Raw genomic sequence first — 19,780 nt, 5'->3', positions numbered from 1 at the left:
AATGACACATAAGAATTCTGGCGGGGGAATGGTTAATAGCACTTCCCTGGAGCAGGCCAGCCATATTAATGGTGCTCAAATGCGAGTACCGGTGGCGTTAGCAAGAGATCTGACCGCAGATGAACTGTTAGGTGCCATTAAGCAGGTCAGACGTAGAGCCGGTATAACGGAAGGCAAAGCGGCGGTGATCAACGGTATCATGGTGCTGTTGCAAATGCTGAGCTTCAATGAAAACCGTAAGCTGCTTCAACAGCAACAGTTACCTAAGGCACAGCACGATAAGATTGTTGCCAGTATGGCTAAGGCGTTGTTGACCTCCGGAATAATGGTAAGCCAGATGGGAGCACAGCTGGTTAAAATTGTTGGTCTGATACGTCAAGGGGGAATATTCTCGCAGATGATCCCGGGGGCCGGCTCTTTTATAAAGGGGACTGGGGTTATTTTAGCCGGGGTGGCGATATTGGATGGGATTATGGATGTATGCTCGGGGATTAGGATGTATCGAAGAGGTGATGAGAATGATGGCTCATATGTTTTTTGGGGGGGGGGATTTGGTATAGTGTCTGGTGGGATCTTGTTATATTTTGCTATTGCAGGAGCTATGCCGCTTTTTGGGTTATTGTTAGTAGTAGGTTTCGCGCTGGTAGGGGCATATTTAGTTGCTACGGGTTCAGAGTCAGATAATTGGTCTCCCATCGAGTTGTGGTTTAATCGCTGCCTGTTTGGTAATCAAGCACATCCAGAAAAAGGGGCTCCCTATAAGGCAACTGAAGCTGATGTAGGTAAGGCTATCAATGATTATTTTGCTTGTATTTCCGGCAGCTATTTATTTATTGTCAACAACATGTCAGAGAAGAAATTAGTCAATGCCATTTATCCAGAAGTTCCTTGGTACGCAAGGGTATCTGATCCGATGAGTAGTTTAGGCAATCCGGCAACCGCAAGCGCTATGAGTCGAGATTTTTATGGATCTCTTTATCTGTTAGCTGGTCTATCACAGTATACAGAAAAGAGCACCTTTGAAGGGGAAGTGATTATAGAGTGTTATCAAGGGGGGCCTATTCGCTTGAAAATAGAAAAAGCGTCGGACCGAGTTAACTTTATTCCTGTTACTAATATACCCGGCGACAGCAAACTGTTGTTAGCAAAAGAAGCATCGGATGCAGAGAAACATACCTATGGCGTTAGTGAAAAAAACAAGGGCACAGGAATATTTACTATTGAGCAGAAAATTGGCGAAATATCCGGCTTAAAGCAGCTACACTGTTTCCTTAACTATTGGGCTGAAGGGAAAGATGCGAGTTCAATGCCGATGCGCTTAGAATATAAACAACAGGGATAATATAATGAGGTCAAAATATACACCTCAGCTCTCTATGTGGCGGGAAGACCTGTACAAAGGGGTCTATAGCCGAAGTGAGCGATTAACCAGTAATAAAAAACTGCGTTTTTATAGTAATGACTATTGTGAGTTGTCACGCCGTACCTCAGGTATGGGGTATGGTAGTTATTTGATTTATATTCTTTTGGTTTTTATGTTGTTTGTTTGTTTGTTTGGTATCTCTTTTTCTATTTTTGATATGTCCTCCATTTTATTAAATAATAATATGAAGGACAGAACTTTTACATTACCTCTTTTGGGAGGACTACTATCATTATCTTTGTTCTATATTTTTGCCACTTTATTGAATTATTCCATTTTTGCCCCAAAAGATTGTCCTATTCGCCTAAATCGTAAAACTGGAAAAGTGTATATCTATGACTATATTTTATTAAATTTAAGTACCAAAGGGCTTTTTACCTCGCCTTTCTTTCGGGTAACCCGACCGGTACAAAAAGAGTTTAACTGGCAGGATATTCAGGCGGTGCTGACCTCCATGGCGGCACCGGTCAGCACCGGTGGTATGATCCGCAGCTATGTGATCCGCTGTGTGGTGTGTAAGCCGGGTACCACGGAAATGGCGGATCACTTCTGCCTGACGGCGGATAGCTCGCTGAGTTATGACGAATGGATGTGGATCAACAGCTATATGGCCTTTAGTGACGGCAATCTGGATACGACTACCTTTGAAAAAGATAACGTGCCGGGTAAAACCATTACATGGAAGCCTGAATATGATGAAAAAGCTAAAGTTACTTCACCTGAAGAGTACCAGTCAATTGCAGCACATTACTCAAACTAAATAATATTATTTTACTGTCTGCCAGATAAACGTATCAGGGGGAAGGTGATACGTTTAATCTGACCAGCATAAATATCATGCTTACCCGAATAGCTAATTTATTTGTCGTTATTGTTCGGTATATTACCTGAGTTGGTATTAAATATTATCGATTGGCTATTAACAAAAGGATAAGGTGAATGCCATCAAAATATACACCTCAGCTCTCTATGTGGCGGGAAGACCTGTATAAAGGAATTTATAGCCGAAGTGAGCGATTAACCAGTAATAAAAAGCTGCGTTTTTATAATGATGATTATTGTGAACTATCACGGCGAACATCAGGTATGGGATATGGTAGTTATCTTATTTATGCTCTTTTAGGATTTATGCTGTTTTTTTGTTTGTTTGGTATTTCTTTTTCTTTGATTTATTTTCTATCATTTCTCACCCTGATACAGATGAACAGATTGAATCTATTATATTTTCAACTGCATTTTGTTTTTGTACGTTTGTTTTCTTTTGTTTTTTTGCAACTTTACTCAATTATTCTATTTTTGCGCCCAAAGATTGTCCTATTCGGTTAAATCGTAAAACCGGGAAGGTATATATCTATGACTATATTTTATTAAATTTAAGTACCAAAGGGCTTTTTACCTCGCCTTTCTTTCGGGTAACCAAGCCGGTACAAAAAGAGTTTAACTGGCAGGATATTCAGGCGGTGCTGACCTCCATGGCGGCACCGGTCAGCACTGGTGGTATGATCCGCAGCTATGTGATCCGCTGCGTGGTGTGTAAGCCAGGTACCACGGAAATGGCGGATCACTTCTGCCTGACGGCGGACAGCTCGCTGAGTTATGACGAATGGATGTGGATCAACAGTTATATGGCCTTTAGTGACGGCAATCTGGATTTCACCACATTCGAGAAAGATAATGTACCGGGTAAAACTATTAAATGGTTACCTGAATATGATGAAAAAGCGAAAGTCAGTACAATAGACGAATACAATAAAATTATATTAAAGAAAGAATAATCTCACGTATTAAATTCTGAAAAATCAATTCTTATTATTTAAATAAAAGACTTTATTAAACTTAATAAAGTCTTTTATTACCATGTCTAATGGAGGGAAATTATATGAAAGGCGTAATTCGGCTTGGTGATGCGACCGATCACGGTGGTAAAGTTATATCCGCCTCATCAACCATGATAATTATGGGGAAAGGGGTGGCACGTGTTGGCGATTTAGTTGATTGCCCTCAGAGTGGTCATGGGGTGAATAAAATTATAGAAGGTGAGAGCACCTTTAAAGATCAGGGCGTAGCAATTGCGCTGGATGGGCATAAAACCGAGTGTGGTTGTACGCTGATATCGTCGATTAGTAGTGTAGGAAAGTCATAAATGTCGGTTGATTTAACGCAGATCCCTCCGCCATTACCAGAGCCTAAAAAGATGAATTTATGGCGATGGGCAATCGCTTTTCTGGTCATTATGGTCGTTGGTTCACTGGTAACTTTTACTATTAGCCAGTTTTATTCATTAAGTGAATTTTGGTTTTGGTTTGGTTTGATCGCCGCACCTTTTATTATCTGGTTACTGGCATTTTTATATTGCTTCTATTTGAACGGTTGCCGGCAATATTATGTTACCCAATGGAATAAACTTCATGAACAGCGACGTGAAGAGTTAATTATTTTTGCTCAACGCCCGCTATATGTGTTGGAGAATTACCTTTATACCCAATATGGTAAAGCCGGCAATGCTAAAGGGGTTTCCAATCTTAGTATAACAATGGAGTCCCTGAGGCCGCACGCCGGGGGAAGCGCGGTTCCACATAGCGCATTACCGCTGGAACATGATGTGTCGGAATCTGATTTTATAAAACGGCTAACGGCAATAGTATCGGATATAAAAACGACTTTTGGCCAAAAACTCTTTGAGTTATCCAGTGTCACTTCTTTACATATACGGCTATTTATTGATTCTCCGCTGAAAGAATTGGAGGTAAAGGACATATTTCATCAGGTATGGAAACATAAACTAAATTTCGTCAGCCTGTCAGTCGAGCCCGCAGAGCAAAGTCACTTATTTTTAGATAAATGGTTGGATGATACTGCACATGATAATTCGCTACTGTTAGTCATTGGTTGCCATTTATTTAGTTACCCTCAGCCAAACAGTGCAGAAATCAGCACAGCATTTCTATTGGCTGGAAAGAACCTGGTAAAGAATAAAAAATTGCCGGAAGAAATATTGCCTAATAACTATCGTGTTGCTGAAATTTTCAGAACGGAACATCAAAATGATATTGAGAAATTATTAGATAACGCTTTGTTATGGGGAGCTGAAAATAAATCAGAATTGACGACTTTCTGGTATAGCGATATTACGCCAGAAACCAACGTCAAATCTGTTACCTATTTCAGCAGTAAAAAAATGACGCTCAATAATTATTTTAATCTGGATACTTCGATAGGGAATGCCAGCCATTGTGCCTATTGGTTAACCTTGGCTATTGCTATTGAACAAGCCATAACGTCGAAGGAAAAACAGTTAGTTATGTGCGGACAGTCAGAAATCAGTGCATTAGTCGTTTCAACATCTATACCGAATGAATCGATAAAGGATAAATAATGAAAAAAATTACCATTGGATGGATTCTGTTTCTGCTGGTTATTGCATTGGTGGTTATATTTTTTATTTGGCGAGGGAGTTTTTCTTTTATTCAGGAACAGGAACAACAAATACTTTCCACAGCGATTGTTGTAATCACCTTATTGATATTATCTCATTTTCAATATGCTATTGCCTGGATATTGAACAAACTAGTTTTACTTAGCTTTAATCAGAAAGATCAGAGCCAGACTAATTCAACAACGGAAAATAATAATGAAGTCGGCTTATCCGAAACTTTTTTAGCGCTTAAATCCCACCTCCGCCACCGCTACGGCCTGTTCGCCTGGCGTCGCCAATTACGCTGGCTGTTAGTCATCGGTGAAGCCGTAGACGTGGAGCAGGTGGCGCCGGGTTTAACTACGCAGGGCTGGCAAACCAGTAACGAGGCATTACTGATTTGGGGCGGTTCGTCCCAGACCCCTTTGGATGAAACGTGGTTAAAGCAGCTGAAAAAACTGCGCTGGCGCAGGCCGATTGATGCGCAGGTTTGGGTGGTTTCTGCTAATTGTTATGAACCCACCAAAGAGCAGAAAGCGTTTCAGGATAAGGCGCTGTGGTATATGTACAGCCGCAATAAGCTGTTGCGTTGGGCGGCTCCGCTGTATTTGCTGGACCTTCGCGCCACGGAGTGGGCGCAGGATGAACGGGAAGAGCTTCAGGTAGGAACGCTGTTTCCCGCCAAACCTCAACCGGATACGCTGATTAAGCTGCTGTCCGCGCTGGTAAAACAAACCACTGATATTGGTATGGAACAGGTGATGATTAACCATCGTCACGCGTTTTTGTTGCAACTGGCTCAGGACTTGGAGCAGCGGGACATTCCTCGTTTGCGTGGCTGGTTACCGTCGTTTGTTGCCGCACAGGGCGGTAATCAACTGCGTGGATTGCTGTTTACTACCAAAGTAGCCCGACCGGATACGCTGGCAGACCATGCTTTTCTTGCCACACCAGCATGGCAAGTGGTCACCGATGACAGCCGTAAAGCCAAAGGGCGTGGGGTGGGTATTCAGTGGGTAAACAGTGCGGTGGCAACGGTATTAGGTATGGTGCTGCTGTTTGGCCTGGGCTGTATTGTCTCTTATATTGGCAATCGGGGGCTGATTTCATCGGCGGAAAATCTGGTAAAACAGAGCACCGATGTTAACGCCAGCATGACCGAGCGCTTAACCCGCCAGCAGGCGTTTAAACAACAGATTTCTCAGCTGCAATATCGTGCTGAACACGGCAGCCCGTGGTATCTGCGCTTTGGTTTAAGCACCAACAATAAACTGCTGACGGTGCTGTGGCCCCATTATCACACCGCCAATTTGCAAAACATTCAGCAGCCCATCGTGGATTCGCTGTACGACAAGCTGACCGAACTGGTGCAAATGCCTCCCAACAGCCCGGAGCGCGCGGAGTTAGCCAAAGCGGGTTACGACCGCCTGAAAGCCTACCTGATGCTGTCCCGCCCCGACAGGGTGGATGCGCCGCTGTTGGGGAATATCCTGATTGAAAACAACACACTGGCACCGGTAACGGTGTCTGACGGCGTATGGCAAAGCGTCGGCCCGGAGCTGATACAGTTTTATGCCAGCAATCTTTCCCATCATCCTGAATGGGCGATTAAGCCCGACAGAATGCTGGTCAGCGATGCCCGTCAGGTACTGATGAACCATATCGGCATGCAAAATGCTGAAACGTCTATTTATCAGGGAATACTGCGTCGCGTGGGGCAAAACTACGGCAATATGTCGTTGAATCAGGTGCTCAACGGCATGGACAGCCGCACGCTGTTTACCACCGACGAAGAAGTGCCGGGCATGTTTACCCGCGATGCCTGGGACGGCATGGTGGAGAAAGAGATAGACAAGGCGGTGAAAAACCGTCGTGAAGAAATTGACTGGGTGCTGACGGACGGCAGCAAACAGCAGGCTAACGATATTTCGCCGGAAGTATTAAAACAGCGGCTGAGCGAACGTTACTTTACTGATTACAGTGCCGCCTGGCTTAACTTCCTGAACAGCATCAGCTGGACGCGGGCTGAATCCATGTCCGATGTGATTGACCAGTTGACCCTGCTGGCGGATGCCCGCCAGTCCCCGCTGATTGCCCTGATGAATACCGTCAGGTATCAGGGGCAAACTGCGCAAAAAGGACGGGCGTTGACTGAAACTCTGGTGAAATCGGCCCAGGAAGTGTTTGGCAGCAAGGCGAAAAGGCTGGATGCCATCCCGATGGATGACGGTACGCCCGTCGGTCCGATGGACGGCACCTTTGCGCCGTTATTGCGTATTGTGCAGGCCACCACCAAAGAGGGCAGTGACAACCTCAGTCTGCAAACCTACCTGACCCGCGTTACCCGGGTGCGTCTCAAACTTCAGCAAATTACCAGCGCGCCGGACCCACAGGCCATGACCCAGTCGCTGGCTAAAACCGTGTTTGAAGGTAAAGCCATCGACTTAACCGATACCCGCGATTACGGCAGTCTGATTGCCGCCAGCATGGGGGAAGAGTGGGCTGGCTTTGGCAGTAATCTGTTTGTGCAACCGCTGGAGCAGGCATGGCAGGCGGTGCTGGAGCCGGCGGCCATGAGTTTTAATAACGCCTGGCGCGAAAGCATTGCCGACCCGTGGTACCGCGCGTTTAACGGCCGCTATCCGTTTAAAGCCACGGCCAATGATGTCTCCCTGCCTGAGCTGGGGCGTTTTTTGCGCCCGGACACCGGTCTGATTGAACGCTTTGTCAGTACCCAACTGGGCGGCATGCTGCATAAACAGGGTGACGTTTGGGTGGCTGATGCCCTGAATTCTCAGGGGCTGACCCTTAACCCACAGTTTATCGGCGCATTAAATCAACTCAGCCGTCTTTCCGGCATGCTGTATGCCAACGGGGATGCGGGCATGACCTTTGAACTGATGGCGCGACCGAGTCCGGGGGTCACTAAAACTGAACTGCTGCTGGATGGCGCCACCCTGAGCTATTTTAACCAGATGGAAAGCTGGAAAACCCTGCGCTGGCCGGGCGACGGCTACACCCCAGGCGCACAGCTAAGCTGGAGCACTGAACAAACCGGACTGCGGCTGTTTGGCAGTCCACAAGGCAGCTGGGGCTGGGTTCGTCTGCTGGAGAAAGCCAGCATCACCCAACTGGACAGCACCCGTTATCAGGTGGTGTGGAAGGCGGATGACGGCAGCGATCTTAACTACATTCTGCGGGTACAAAGCAACAGCGGGCCGGTGGAGCTGCTGGGCCTGAAAGGCTTCACCTTACCGGCTAACGTGTTTATCACTTCCCGAACGCCGGTGATGCCGGATACGTCCGGGGATATTCAACCGGTTAAACCGGTGACCAAACCCGCCGCCAGCCCACGCAAACATACCCCGGTGTCTACCGCTGATGCGTCAACGGTGATACCGGCTAAATACCGTAAGAAAAAAGCGGCGGCAGAGAAAGCGGGAAAAGCACAACAACACGCGAATGAACCAACGGACACCACCCCGGAAGAGACGGCTGCGGCGGAAAGCCCGGCCCCCGATGCTGGCGAAGAACAAAAAATAGTCCCGATGATGAGAACTGAACACGATGCTAACTAATTTACTGCAAGCCCTGTTTGGCAATCGCGATCCGCAGGAAGGGGTGAAAAAACGTATCCAACAGCACTGGCAATTGTGGCTGGCACCGATAGAGGGGGATAACCCGGTGGGTATCGACCCCGGCTATGACGATGACTTTCAGCTGATAAAAGAAGAGATCGCCAAGCTGTCCGGCATAGACGCGGCGCTGATTATTGACATCAGTGAAAAGCTGTTACTGAAACGCACCAAAGATATTCGCGTGGCCTCTTACTATGCCTGGGCGCGTCTGCGGCTGGACGGCATCAGCGGCCTGGCGGACGGTCTGGAGCTGATGGCTGGTCTGGTGGCCCGTTATGACGCCGCACTGTACCCCAAACGAGCCGAAAGCAAAAAGTCATCCGTTGAGTGGTTAGCCAGCCGCAAGTTTATTGATCTGCTGGAAGCGCAAAGCCGCTTTCAGCATCAGGATTTGGAGCGGGCTATTTCTGCGCTGTCGCTGATGGTCAGCTATACCAACCAGTGGGAAGCCGGGTTACAGCCGGACTTACGAGGTCTTATCCGCCTGTTTGAAACCCGACTGGAAAGCCCGGAGCCGGCGCCATTGCCATCCGCACCGGTCACGCCGTTGTCCGGTACGGTTTCCACCAACGGCCTGAAAGTGAAGGCCGAAGAGGTGCGTTCGTTACGGGACGTGCTGGACCAGACCCGTCAAATATCCGCCTTTCTGCGGGAGAAGCCCGACGGCTATCTGGCGGCGTTTCGCCTGATGCGCAGTATCCGCTGGGACACGGTGACCGCGTTACCTCCACACGATAATCAATATGCCACCCGCCTGATTGCTCCCCGCAGCGAACTGAAACAGCACCTTAACCGTCTGTGGCTTCAGCAGAGCTGGATTGAACTGCTGGAGCAGGTGGAGCGTGCATTCTCAGAGGCCGCCAATCACTTCTGGCTTGACCTGCAACGCTATGCCTGTGATGCCATGCTCAATGCCGGCGCGCCTTATCACGGCTGGCAGGAGATTTGTCTGACCGATGTGGCGCTGATGCTGGACCGGCTAAAAGGGCTGGAGCGACTGACCTACAGCGACGGCACGCCGTTTGCCGATGATGACACCCTGAGCTGGATAGCCTCGTCAGCCTCCATCCGTCATCTGGATGAAGGGGAAGCGCTGGCACCCGTCCCGGTGAACGTGGGCGGCAACTGGGGTGAAATTGAACAGCAGGCGATGGAAATTGCCGGTCGTGACGGACTGGAGTCGGCGTTTAACTGGATGAACAGCTTGCCGGATATGGTCACCGACCGTCAGCGCTATCTGCACCGCATGCTGCTGGCTCGTCTGGCAGAGCAGCACGGGCAACGGGATATGGCCTTTCGCCTGTTGAACGGGCTAAACCGGGAATGTGACCATTTTCGTTTAACCGGCTGGGAGCCGGATCTGGTGTTTGAACTCAAATCACGCCTGTTAAAGCTGGTTCAACAAAAAAGCGTACTGAAAGATGCCGACAAAACCGCGCTGAATAAAGACGCCGATCAACTACTCAGTGAGCTGACGGTATTGCATCCTGCTCGCGCATTGACATTTTAAGGGTATCAACACCAATGGATGATTTGATTAAACGCTACTACGAAGCGGAAATGCGTTATCTGCGTGAAGCGGGCAAAGAGTTTGCACAAGTGCACCCGGACCGGGCTGGCCTGCTGAACCTTGACCGGGTAGGTGACAGGGACCCGTATGTAGAGCGGCTGTTTGAAGGTTTTGCTTTTCTGATGGGGCGGCTGCGTCAGAAGCTGGATGATGACCTGCCGGAACTGACGGAAGGGGTGGTCAGCCTGCTGTGGCCGCACTATCTGCGCATTATCCCTTCGCTGTCGATTGTTGAGTTATTGCCGGACTACAACATACTGGCCCGTAAAGAGATTGTTGAACCGGGATTTGGAGTGCAAACCGCGCCGGTGGGGCCTTCAAGAACCCGCTGTCAATACCAGACCACCCAGCGGGTGGAAATACAGCCGATAAAAATCACCCGGGCGGGCATTCGCAGCCATCAGGACGGGCGCTCGGTCATCCATCTGCGCTTTGAGTTTGGTGAAATGGCCGACAGAAAGCAGATGGACCTCACCCATTTGCGCCTGTATATCAATGCGGATACGCCGGTAGCTTCAGCCCTGTACCGCGCCATGGTATATCAGGTCGGTGCTATGAAAATTCGCTATCCCGGTTATCAGGATGGGGCGTTGCAGCCGTTTAATGGTCGTATCACCCCGGCGGGATTTTCCCCCGATGAGCGCCTGTGGCTAAAGCCGGATAACGCCTTTGGGGGTTATCAGCTGCTGCTGGAGTATTTCACCTTCCGCGAAAAGTTTATGTTTGTTGATTTGCAGGGGATCGATTTGGCGCAAATCCCACCGAACTGTAACGCTTTTGAGCTGGAACTGGTGCTGAATGAAACCTGGGCTGATGACCTGCCGTTTAACGCGGAGAATATTCGCCTGCACTGCTCACCGGTGATTAATCTGTTCCCGATGGAAGCGGATCCGGTCAGAGTCAATCAGCTGGACAGCGAATACCTGCTGCGCCCGCTGCTGCAACAGGACGGGCATATTGAAATCTATTCGGTGGATGCGGTTCAGTCTATCAGCCGTCACGGTCGTGCCAGCTATGTTCCCTTTACCAGCTTTCGTCATCGCGGCGGAATGTTGCGCCATGATGCACCGGAACGTTATTACCATACGCGGGTACGGCGCGGCGCTTCCGGGCTGCACGATACCTGGCTGATCCTGGGGGGGCAGGTGTGGGAGCGGGCCGAAGAAGTCTATGATGAAACCCTCTCCCTGCGCATCACCGGCACCAACGGCATGCTGCCCCGTAAGGCACTGCGTAACGCCTCCATTAATCAAGTTACCCACAGCCAGAATGGCGTGATGGCGGTACGTAATCTCTGTGCGCCAACCCTGCCGTGCTATCCACCGGTCAATGACCGTTTTCACTGGCGGGTATTGTCCCATCTGGCCCCTAACTATCTGTCATTAATGAATGCGGAAGTGCTGCGCGGTACGCTGGCGCTGTATGACTGGACCGACAATGAACTCAATCGCCGCCGTCTGGAAGGCATTGTGGATGTGAAACATAAATCGGTACAGCGCATGGTGAAGGGCATGCTGGAGCGCGGGGTGGAAATTGAAATCACCCTGAATACCCATCAGTTCCCCGGCGAGGGCGATGTGGCACTGTTTGGTGAGTTGTTGCACCAGTTCTTTGCGTTGTATGCCGACCTGAATCTCTTTACCCGCCTGACGTTAGTGCTTTTACCTACAGGGAAACGTTTAAAATGGACCGACAGCAAGACAGTACGTTCTCCCCTTTGATGGAAGGACTGTTCCGGCACGTGCCGCGAATGAATTTTTATAAGTTCTGCCAGTATATTGAACAGCAACATCCGGATTTACCGCCGCTGGGTAAATCAGAAACCCCGGCCACCGATCCGGTTCGCTTTCGTCCGGTACCGGAGATGGGCTTTCCCGCCAGTGAAATGAAGCGGGTGGAGTGGGACCGGGAATTCCCCGAACGTCCGCCGACGGTCAGGACCACTTTTCTGGGGCTGTACGGTGTTGATGCGGTGCTGCCTTACGCCTGGCTGGATGACATCGTTCAGCGTCAGGAAGGGCATGATTCACTGGAAGGGTTTCTCGATATTTTTAACCATCGGGTGATGACCCAGTATTACCGTATCTGGCTGAAATACTACTATCCGGCCGGTTTCCGCTCCGGCGGTACCGATTTGGTCTCCCAGTGTTTACTGGGACTGGCAGGTTTTGGTATTGAAGGCTCCAGCGAGCAGATAGCTGCTCCGCCGTCGCGCTTTCTGGCACTGATGGGGCTAATTACCCAACGTACTCGTACCGGAGATGGCTTACGCTGTGTGGTGAATCTGCTGTTGCCCGGTGCTGAGGTTGAGGTGCGGGAGTTTTATCCCCAGTGGATCAATCTTGAGTCGCCCGCCAGATTACAGCGGGATGAACCCATTAGCCTGCAACGTTCAGCAGTTTTAGGCCGGCGCTTCAAAGAGAGCAGTAGCGCGGTGCACGTCACCATTACCCCCGTTGATATTCATCAGGTCGAAGGACTATTGCCCGGTGAGTCCATTCATACTGATTTAATGGCGCTATTGCGTGCTTATCTGGGTTATCGCTTTGACGCCTGTATGAACATGAAAGTGAAACGTTCGCTATTACCTAAAGCACAGTTGGGGGAGTCCCGGGTGCGTTTAGGGCTCACGGCAGTACTGGGCATGAAACAGATGGATAAACAACATCAGGCAATAACGGTAAATCTGGGGCGCTATGTGGGTTTAGCTGCCGGACAGCAATAGAGGAATGACGATGAAACAGCAAAAAAATAATAAGTCAGTAGCAGGGCTCGCTGTCGGCATGATGTTACTGGGTAGCCTGTTGACGGGATGCGGGCTGATGCAAACCGCCACGGATGGCACGGTCAGCGTAGCCAAAGCGATTTTTATCAAAGACATTAAAGTGCTGCATCTGGATTTTGCTGCCAGAGCACAGCTTAACCCCGGAGACGGCGGCGTTCCTGCTTCGCTGGTGATCCGTACCTATCAGTTGGGCAAAAAAGAAAACTTCGAAAAAGCCAGCTATCAGGATCTGCTGGAGAATGATGAAAAAGTGCTGGGGGCTGACTTTATCTCCCGGGATGAGGTGGTGTTGAATCCGTCTTCTGCCATTACGCTGGATTCCCCAATGCATAAAGAAGCGGCTTTTGTTGGCGTGGTCGCCTTGTTTCGTACCCCAAATCTGGATGACCACAGCTGGCGAGTGCTGATTGAACGTAACGATCTGGATGCGGACAAACCACGCCTGCTGGTGGCTAACTACGCGGAAATTGGTTTAGTTCCGGTCAAATAACAAGGAGTCTTTATGGGACCGTCACTGTATGAATCCCTGATGGGAAATTTTAAATCGGGTATTGCGGTAGATGAGGTGAATGAACAGACTCAAACCATACTCAGCGTGATGGACAATATTCAACGCATCCTTAACAGCCGGGCCGGTGCGATTAAGTACCTGCCGGACTATGGCTTACCGGATCTCAGCCTGATTTATCAGGAATTACCCTCATCCGCCCACAGCCTGATGCGCGCCATTCAGCATACCTTACTGATGTATGAACCCCGCCTGTACGCCGTAGAGCTGACGCTGGAGCCGGGAGGAAAAGATATGATCCTTAGTTACACCTTAACCTGCCATTTAAAAGAGATAGGGCTGGTGCGCTTCGGTACGTATTTTATGCCGGAAGGCAGGGCGATATTGAGACGGTTGACGGTGCGATAGAAAAGCACGGATGGATGTCTTATCATAATGATGATGTGTGTTTTGTCAGGGAATAGATAAAATGACGAGCGATGAAATGATGGCGTTAGAAACGCTAAAAAAGGAAAGAAAAAATAAGAATATAGAACTGCTTATGCACAGTTCTATTTCTTATACTGAATATCCGTTGAATCAAACCATGGTCATTCCAACATCGGACGGGAAAATTTGTTTTTATCCGACGTCAAATAAAATTCAGCATCGGGGACGGGTTTTTGAGGGAGATGCTGAAGACTTGATCCGTTATGTCATGGAGATTAACCAGCGAGCCTGAGGCGGTCTATCTTTGTATAAATTAAACCTGCATATTCAGGTAGATTACGACGTTGTTATTCGACTTTGTCAGTTGGGCAATACGGTCTATGGTAACATCATCCTTTCAGCCTGAAGTGATTTCCGGGCTCTTTTGAGCGCATTGCATCTTAACCGCCAAAATGGCTGATATTCTCCAGAATATAATCGGGGCCAATGATTTCAGACATACCCTCGTCATCCATTTCCCCATACACCAGTTCATCACAGACTCTTTCAATCAGAGTACCTTGTTCATATTCTCCCCGCCCACAGAAACAATCGCCTTCCTCACAATAATAATGTACCAGTTGGCAATCAAAACGTTTGCTTAAGGCTTCCATGACTGCATCATTGGGTGGACTCCAGGGGCTGTCAAAATCCACGGTCATATTGCCTGTACTATGTCGGTTATAGTGCAGGTTATAAGCTTCGGGAGATTTGATACCATATAAATCAAGGTATAAACCATAGCCACTGCTCCTGGGCTGAAAATTACGCCAGCGCTCACGGTCCGGTTCATCATCTGACAGGGGATACCATAATCCACCGCTGAACCCATTGAGTTCATAGGCTAAACAGGTTGGTATCAGTTCCCGCATATCCATTCGAAATGACTGAACAGGTAGTGCATCAGTTCCCATATCATTCCAGAGTTCTGCAAATGACATCGGTTTATCAGAGGCTAAAGTGCCAAACCAGTCCGCGTACTTTTTATGAAACAGTGTATTAACAGTTTCTTGTTGTGCATCGGTCAGATTCTCCCAGCGTATATCCTTCAGGCCACTTTGTTGCCAATAGTGTTCAATCACCTGACAATAATGTTTATCCAGTGCCGGGTTACATTTTAGTAATTTTAACCAACGGGTAAATGCAAGATCCTCGGGACTAAATACGCCAGTGGTTCCTGGTGATACCAACTGTGGCAGTGGTGGAAAATTCCACTGAACTGGTTGAGTTTCATGCTCCAGGAGGGTTGGTACCCGTATTCCGGCACAACCGGCAACCAGGAGCTTGATGCTTTGATAAATGGCTCGTTGATAGGCCAGTAGTGGGGATTTACCGGTTAACCAGTCTTCCAGCGCCTTAAGCTGAGATGGTTCACCTGTGATATCCAGATGATTGGCACACCAGTTTGGCATGATATTGTCCTCTTTTGAGCATAAAAAAGAGGGTATAACCCCATGAGGGGTTATACCCTCACGGGAAGTGATCTATAGCGTGAAAATAATACTTCTTGTCCTAATTACCCTAATACATTAACGACCTAGTGGTACAAGCTGATTCTGAGTTAATGGCTTAGGCTCTATGGCCGCTGGGATGTTGTCCATAGACTCGATTGCATCCTTTAACTCAACGCCTTTTCTCCGTTCCCCTTTACGTTCTTTGTAGCATGGGCTGCTCCCTAAATGTCCACTATGAGTAGCTTCAAGTAATGCGGAAGCAAATCCTTCAGGGTTATCAGCAAGTAGCTTATCGAACACGACTCGCTGACGAGGCGTCAGTAATTCTCCCGCGTCAGTCAACGTACTGAGCAAGGCTGCTTTATACTGAGCCTGATGCTCACCCGGTTGTTGGCTCTTTTCATACTGAGTTTGATAGTCTCGGCAATCCGCGTTCCCCGTTTTAAATAAAGAAACACCATAAGTTTCCAGTTCAAACTTGAGTCGCGCTTTTTCCCTCTCTTGACTCTCCAGAAGGCCTTGTTGGTGACGGATATTATTAGCTATTTTATTTGCGGTCAGATCTAGTTGGCTCCATACCCTTTCATATGGCTTTGCGGTACAGGTTTCGACTAAAGCGTGAGTTACAGCTTCTATTCCGTAGTCTGGCGTCTCAGCAATAACTTTGACAGGATTGATGATGAGATAATAACGTTCTTCAGTTGCGAGGGAGAGAATGTTTTCCAGGCTGATACTGCCCTCTAGGTATGACTGACAAGTGGCTAAATAAGGCTGTGTTGCGGTATCAACATAAAATTTATTGATTGAGTTAGTAACAGCCGTAGCAAGGCTATTATCAGGATTAATCAGGCAAGTATGGTCTATTATATTATACAATTCAGAAGAGTAAGCTCGGCGATCTGCGTTGGCGCTGTTACCGATATTGGCGCTAGTACTGTGAACCGCTCGGTAGTATTTTTCTATTCTGGACTCGCCAGTATACTCATTGTCTAACTGCTGGATAGTTGCCGATATCATTCTGCGTTGGGATTCACGGTCGCCATAAGTTCTGTATTCGTTGTATTGTGAACATGTATAGGCTGACTTCGCTTTTATTGTAGGAAGCTCAGTATCCGAACCTGCATCTCCACATGCTTGTAGGAAAGGTATTAATATTAGAGGGATAAGCTTTTTCATGTTTGAATTTCCTTTCTATTGTAAAAATGATTATTTTCAAAATAGATAATGTTTATTAGCTTTTTTGATTCGGTGAGTTATCAGCCAAAGAAGAATCCCCACACCTTTTTAGCTGTTGATATCACCGTACTTTTGCTCGCTTTTAGCACTGTTTTAACAGGAGAAGGCAGCGGTATAACGTCTAATAAGTTATCAATGAAATCGCCGAGTTCGTCGACGAAAGCCTCTTTTGATTCTGCGACGGCCCGGCCGGTTCTGTTTTTGGGATCGACCTGTGCGATGACGTTGCTTTTGGCATGCTTTGGGAGGCATCGAATGATTTCCTCAACCAATAAATCAATGTTGTATTTATCATTTGCGGATACGGCAACAATGTGATTTCTGGGGAAATCAAAGCATTTTTCAACATAGGCTTGTTTTTCTTTGATATTTTGAAGCTGGGAGAGGGAGGGGCAGTTATTCTCTGTATTCCATTCCCGGTAGGGTTCAATTTTGTCTATTTGATTTAAGACAAAAATAATTTTGTCATCTCCCTCCTGACTGGTTTTAATCACATGGTGATAAAAGTATTCATCCGATGAGAATGCCCGGTCATCCCCTTTTAATACCCATAGTACAATATCCAGGTCTGGTAACAGTGAACGGTATAGCTCCCTGTACTCATCATCTCGCTCCTGACTTTCACCAACGCCGGGAATATCAATCAGAATGAGAGACCGTTTGCCAAAGGTCAGCTTCATTCGCTTAACTTCCCGGGTGCAAGCGCCGACATCGCTGACATCACAGATATTGCTGCGAAATATGGCATTACATAAGCTGGATTTTCCGACCCCCGTTTTTCCCATCACGCCGATGACAGGTTCGTAGTTAACCGAGTGTTTCAATTTATCAATGATTTTGTCACTGACTGACTTAGGTAAAATATCCAGGCAGGACCTAACAATATCAATGCCAGATTCATCATTCATAAGGCTTTCCTTTTGACGGAGTTTTAAATGGCATCAGTCTATCAATTCACGAATTTGGGATTGATCGTTTGTACCGATCACATCATGGTGATTGATCGTTTATGACGATCAATGAGGTTAAAAACAGCTAAACGTTATTTAACCGGGGGAATATTCTTAATATTCGTCAATATTTAAGATTTATCTTGGTTAACTCAGTTCATATTTATATAAATGAACGGTATTCGGTAGGATGATTGTTATGGTCAGATGCTGCTAAAAGGACTGATGAAAGAGTAGATAAGGATAGCGTGGAACATAATGATAAATAACGGCTGTACGTTTTTATGCTTCCTCAATGCTGATTTTGCACTGATGGGTATCATAGGAATGGTAACGACAGAAGTTACGTTGCCAGAGGCTAAACAGTGGCCCGTAGGCAGCAATAGGTTCTGAAGTCATACCTAACTGGTAACCGATGCCCCGGCTAAAGTCAAAATCAATGGCATAAGTTGATTCGTGGCCAAATGGTGTCGGTATATAGGTAAACTCAGTGACATAACAAATATGCCAGCGATTATCCTGTTTTCTTTCCAGTCTAATCTCAACAGGGCGGTAACCGCCCGATTTTGCCGTATAGTCAGAATTGCTGTAATTGAGTGTAATGCTGAAGACCTTAGGATGAAGTTCTATCACATTTGCCAGCAGGGTAATGAAAGGTTTAAAAATCGGTAAATCACAGGTGATGGTTAAGTGTGGTATTTTTCGTGTTAGTCGATTAGATTTTATTTTCATGAATACGTCTCATTCGCATAGTTTATTGAAGACAAAAGGAGGTGATTAGAAGGTTCTTCTTGTTGAAGTCGATACCGACCACGGGGCTTGGGCTTTTAATTTTTAAAACTTTGTCATAGTGGTATCAGTAAATATTATCGTGAATTTTAGAAGGAATAAATTAACCGTTAGTTTGAAGAGCGTAATGCCAATTTTCAGACTTATTGTGGTTTTCCTAATTCATAGGCTATCTTAATACTAAAATAGCCTATAAATTTCATTTCTTTATTATAATTACTATGAAATCATTAATAATAAAATTATAATTAAATAATATGCAAACTAAATTATAAGGTTGGAACGGAATGGGCGTAGCTTGCCATGAAAAAGAGGGGTCATTAATTCGTGAACACGTAAAAGAATCATTTAACGTACTTGCGGCATCAACAGTTTTGGCTGCTGGTGCCTTCTCTGCAGGGAATTTGTTATTTGAAAAATATAATAATATATGGGGGTTATTAATTTTTACATTTTGTTTATTTATCTATATTGGTGTTGTAGTTGGTTGTTATTGGGTTGTTGTTAATAGTTTTATAAATACATACAAATTATTAAATAGTCAAAAGTGGAAACTAATTACCTTGGCCTTTTGTTATGTAGGTAGTGCTTTAACTGCTGTAGGTATTGCTGTATTCAGTATATCAACTGGATATCACAATATTTAAAATTTATTATTATAGGGGCTTTGTTGAATAAATCGAACTTCTGACTGCAATCAGGATCAGAACACTACATTCCTGATCCTGTAGCGGTATCCCGTGGTAAAGCAAAAGTTCAAGATCACTAACTGGGCGGCCTACAACAAGGCTCTCGTCAATCGTGGATCGCTGACATTCTGGCTTGATGAGTCGGCCATCCAGACCTGGTACGACGAGCCAAAAACGTCTTCACGAGGACGTCCACCGTACTGATGCTCAAACGCGTCTTTCGCCTCACGCTACGTACCGCTTAGAGATTCATTGATTCCATTTTTACGTTAATGAAACTCCCACGTTGTTGCCCGGATTATTCCTGAGTCAGCAGACGGACTAAGTCCGTCTGTATCCCTTTTAAAAACTCCACGCGTGGCGAGATTGTCCATCTCGTTATCGACTCCACTGGATTAAAAGTTTTCGGTGAAGGCGAGTGGAAGGTGAAAAAGCACGGTAAGGAAAAGCGCAGCATCTGGTGAAGACTGCACCTCGCGGTGGACGCCGATATCCTTGCTCGTTAATCTGTTTTACGGCTTCAATTTTGAATTCTTTAATGAAATTTTGTGACTGACATAAATACTCCTTCATTTCGCCTTCATTATGAGACCAAAAGTGCTTATGAAACCCGTGTCTATTCAGTTGTTAATTTTTTTATCCAACATCGTTTGGTATTGGGGGGAATGGACATAGTTCAACTCAAACGGTGATTTATTTTTATTTAGCAATTATAAAAATAGCCGATTTTCGGTCGTGACGCAGATTTAGTGGTAATGATTGATCGTCAGATACCATCCGATGATCTTATCGTGCATTTCTTCTGACTTTGAGAAGCAGATAGTCTTGCGGGTCAACCGTTTAAGATGGGTTCGC

General features: G+C 46.8%; 18 protein-coding genes and 1 pseudogene. 14 read left to right on the top strand and 5 right to left on the bottom strand.

The genetic code is table 11. The features are described 5' to 3' along the window. The 12 genes from LPW36_RS15870 to LPW36_RS15815 form a co-directional block, all read left to right on the top strand. On the top strand, positions 1–1,342 hold a 1,342-nt coding region (locus tag LPW36_RS15870), incomplete at its 5' end, for a hypothetical protein (protein WP_230611314.1). Between the two features lie 4 nt (positions 1,343–1,346). After that, positions 1,347–2,183, top strand: a complete 837-nt coding sequence (locus LPW36_RS15865; RefSeq protein WP_230611311.1) for a DUF6708 domain-containing protein — start codon at positions 1,347–1,349, stop codon at positions 2,181–2,183. A 379-nt stretch (positions 2,184–2,562) separates the two neighbouring features. After that, positions 2,563–3,198, top strand: coding sequence for a DUF6708 domain-containing protein (locus LPW36_RS17885; RefSeq protein ID WP_338085991.1), 636 nt, complete (start codon positions 2,563–2,565; stop codon positions 3,196–3,198). A gap of 104 nt (positions 3,199–3,302) precedes the next feature. Beyond that, positions 3,303–3,566, top strand: coding sequence for a PAAR domain-containing protein (locus tag LPW36_RS15855; protein WP_230611305.1), 264 nt, complete (start codon positions 3,303–3,305; stop codon positions 3,564–3,566). Next, positions 3,567–4,799: a hypothetical protein gene (locus LPW36_RS15850; RefSeq protein WP_230611302.1), complete on the top strand. Its 1,233-nt coding sequence runs from the start codon at positions 3,567–3,569 to the stop codon at positions 4,797–4,799. Further along, the gene (locus LPW36_RS15845; RefSeq protein WP_230611299.1) at positions 4,799–8,416 is read left to right on the top strand and encodes an ImcF-related family protein; all 3,618 of its coding nucleotides are present in this window, start codon (positions 4,799–4,801) and stop codon (positions 8,414–8,416) included. The genes LPW36_RS15850 and LPW36_RS15845 overlap by 1 nt, the downstream gene beginning before the upstream one ends. Beyond that, positions 8,406–9,986, top strand: coding sequence for a type VI secretion system protein TssA (gene tssA / locus LPW36_RS15840; protein ID WP_230611297.1), 1,581 nt, complete (start codon positions 8,406–8,408; stop codon positions 9,984–9,986). The genes LPW36_RS15845 and tssA overlap by 11 nt, the downstream gene beginning before the upstream one ends. A gap of 14 nt (positions 9,987–10,000) precedes the next feature. Further along, positions 10,001–11,767 carry a type VI secretion system baseplate subunit TssF gene (gene tssF, locus LPW36_RS15835; RefSeq protein WP_230611294.1) on the top strand — a complete coding sequence of 589 codons (1,767 nt, stop codon included), beginning with the start codon at positions 10,001–10,003 and terminating at the stop codon, positions 11,765–11,767. Then, the gene (gene tssG / locus LPW36_RS15830) at positions 11,731–12,771 is read left to right on the top strand and encodes a type VI secretion system baseplate subunit TssG (protein WP_230611290.1); all 1,041 of its coding nucleotides are present in this window, start codon (positions 11,731–11,733) and stop codon (positions 12,769–12,771) included. The genes tssF and tssG overlap by 37 nt, the downstream gene beginning before the upstream one ends. A 10-nt stretch (positions 12,772–12,781) precedes the next feature. Continuing rightward, positions 12,782–13,321 (top strand): type VI secretion system lipoprotein TssJ, encoded by a 540-nt coding sequence (tssJ, locus tag LPW36_RS15825; RefSeq protein ID WP_230611288.1) that lies wholly within the window; start codon positions 12,782–12,784, stop codon positions 13,319–13,321. A gap of 12 nt (positions 13,322–13,333) precedes the next feature. Continuing rightward, entirely contained in the window at positions 13,334–13,747 is a 414-nt protein-coding gene (gene tssE, locus LPW36_RS15820) for a type VI secretion system baseplate subunit TssE (protein ID WP_218465900.1), read from the top strand. Between the two features lie 61 nt (positions 13,748–13,808). Continuing rightward, positions 13,809–14,060 carry a hypothetical protein gene (locus LPW36_RS15815; protein ID WP_230611286.1) on the top strand — a complete coding sequence of 84 codons (252 nt, stop codon included), beginning with the start codon at positions 13,809–13,811 and terminating at the stop codon, positions 14,058–14,060. A gap of 148 nt (positions 14,061–14,208) precedes the next feature. On the opposite strand, the gene LPW36_RS15810 is transcribed toward LPW36_RS15815, so the two are convergent. The 4 genes from LPW36_RS15810 to LPW36_RS15795 form a co-directional block, all read right to left on the bottom strand. Then, entirely contained in the window at positions 14,209–15,219 is a 1,011-nt protein-coding gene (locus tag LPW36_RS15810) for a DUF1281 domain-containing protein (protein WP_230611285.1), read from the bottom strand. Positions 15,220–15,336: 117 nt separating this feature from the next. Further along, positions 15,337–16,437: a hypothetical protein gene (locus tag LPW36_RS15805; RefSeq protein WP_230611283.1), complete on the bottom strand. Its 1,101-nt coding sequence runs from the start codon at positions 16,435–16,437 to the stop codon at positions 15,337–15,339. Positions 16,438–16,517: 80 nt separating this feature from the next. After that, positions 16,518–17,405 carry a GTPase family protein gene (locus tag LPW36_RS15800; RefSeq protein ID WP_230611278.1) on the bottom strand — a complete coding sequence of 296 codons (888 nt, stop codon included), beginning with the start codon at positions 17,403–17,405 and terminating at the stop codon, positions 16,518–16,520. Between the two features lie 324 nt (positions 17,406–17,729). After that, positions 17,730–18,179, bottom strand: coding sequence for a DUF2787 family protein (locus tag LPW36_RS15795; protein WP_230611275.1), 450 nt, complete (start codon positions 18,177–18,179; stop codon positions 17,730–17,732). Positions 18,180–18,523: 344 nt separating this feature from the next. Here LPW36_RS15795 and LPW36_RS15790 point away from each other — a divergent pair, with 344 nt between their 5' ends. Together LPW36_RS15790 and LPW36_RS15785 are read left to right on the top strand one after the other, a co-directional pair. Next, positions 18,524–18,883, top strand: coding sequence for a hypothetical protein (locus LPW36_RS15790; RefSeq protein ID WP_230611272.1), 360 nt, complete (start codon positions 18,524–18,526; stop codon positions 18,881–18,883). 93 nt (positions 18,884–18,976) lie between these two features. Next, positions 18,977–19,386 (top strand): annotated as a pseudogene (locus tag LPW36_RS15785) (transposase); the annotation flags it as partial. Positions 19,387–19,671: 285 nt separating this feature from the next. Here the strand turns inward: LPW36_RS15785 and LPW36_RS15780 are convergent. Further along, a partial coding sequence (locus LPW36_RS15780) for an IS1 family transposase (protein WP_230608631.1) occupies positions 19,672–19,780 on the bottom strand: 109 nt, incomplete at its 5' end.

The sequence above is a fragment of the Limnobaculum eriocheiris genome, from assembly GCF_021010575.1.
Taxonomy (GTDB): domain Bacteria; phylum Pseudomonadota; class Gammaproteobacteria; order Enterobacterales; family Enterobacteriaceae; genus Limnobaculum; species Limnobaculum eriocheiris.
Note: the sequence above shows the minus strand (reverse complement) of the source record. Positions and strands in the feature narration are given on the sequence as shown.

Bases quoted from the DNA above. Each gene is read 5' to 3' on its own strand.
- LPW36_RS15865 (WP_230611311.1), top strand. From the start codon at position 1,347: ATGAGGTCAAAATATACACCTCAGCTCTCTATGTGGCGGGAAGACCTG.
- LPW36_RS15855 (WP_230611305.1), top strand. From the start codon at position 3,303: ATGAAAGGCGTAATTCGGCTTGGTGATGCGACCGATCACGGTGGTAAA.
- LPW36_RS15850 (WP_230611302.1), top strand. From the start codon at position 3,567: ATGTCGGTTGATTTAACGCAGATCCCTCCGCCATTACCAGAGCCTAAA.
- LPW36_RS15845 (WP_230611299.1), top strand. From the start codon at position 4,799: ATGAAAAAAATTACCATTGGATGGATTCTGTTTCTGCTGGTTATTGCA.
- tssA (WP_230611297.1), top strand. From the start codon at position 8,406: ATGCTAACTAATTTACTGCAAGCCCTGTTTGGCAATCGCGATCCGCAG.
- tssF (WP_230611294.1), top strand. From the start codon at position 10,001: ATGGATGATTTGATTAAACGCTACTACGAAGCGGAAATGCGTTATCTG.
- tssG (WP_230611290.1), top strand. From the start codon at position 11,731: ATGGACCGACAGCAAGACAGTACGTTCTCCCCTTTGATGGAAGGACTG.
- tssJ (WP_230611288.1), top strand. From the start codon at position 12,782: ATGAAACAGCAAAAAAATAATAAGTCAGTAGCAGGGCTCGCTGTCGGC.
- tssE (WP_218465900.1), top strand. From the start codon at position 13,334: ATGGGACCGTCACTGTATGAATCCCTGATGGGAAATTTTAAATCGGGT.
- LPW36_RS15815 (WP_230611286.1), top strand. From the start codon at position 13,809: ATGACGAGCGATGAAATGATGGCGTTAGAAACGCTAAAAAAGGAAAGA.
- LPW36_RS15810 (WP_230611285.1), bottom strand. From the start codon at position 15,219: ATGCCAAACTGGTGTGCCAATCATCTGGATATCACAGGTGAACCATCT.
- LPW36_RS15805 (WP_230611283.1), bottom strand. From the start codon at position 16,437: ATGAAAAAGCTTATCCCTCTAATATTAATACCTTTCCTACAAGCATGT.
- LPW36_RS15800 (WP_230611278.1), bottom strand. From the start codon at position 17,405: ATGAATGATGAATCTGGCATTGATATTGTTAGGTCCTGCCTGGATATT.
- LPW36_RS15795 (WP_230611275.1), bottom strand. From the start codon at position 18,179: ATGAAAATAAAATCTAATCGACTAACACGAAAAATACCACACTTAACC.
- LPW36_RS15790 (WP_230611272.1), top strand. From the start codon at position 18,524: ATGGGCGTAGCTTGCCATGAAAAAGAGGGGTCATTAATTCGTGAACAC.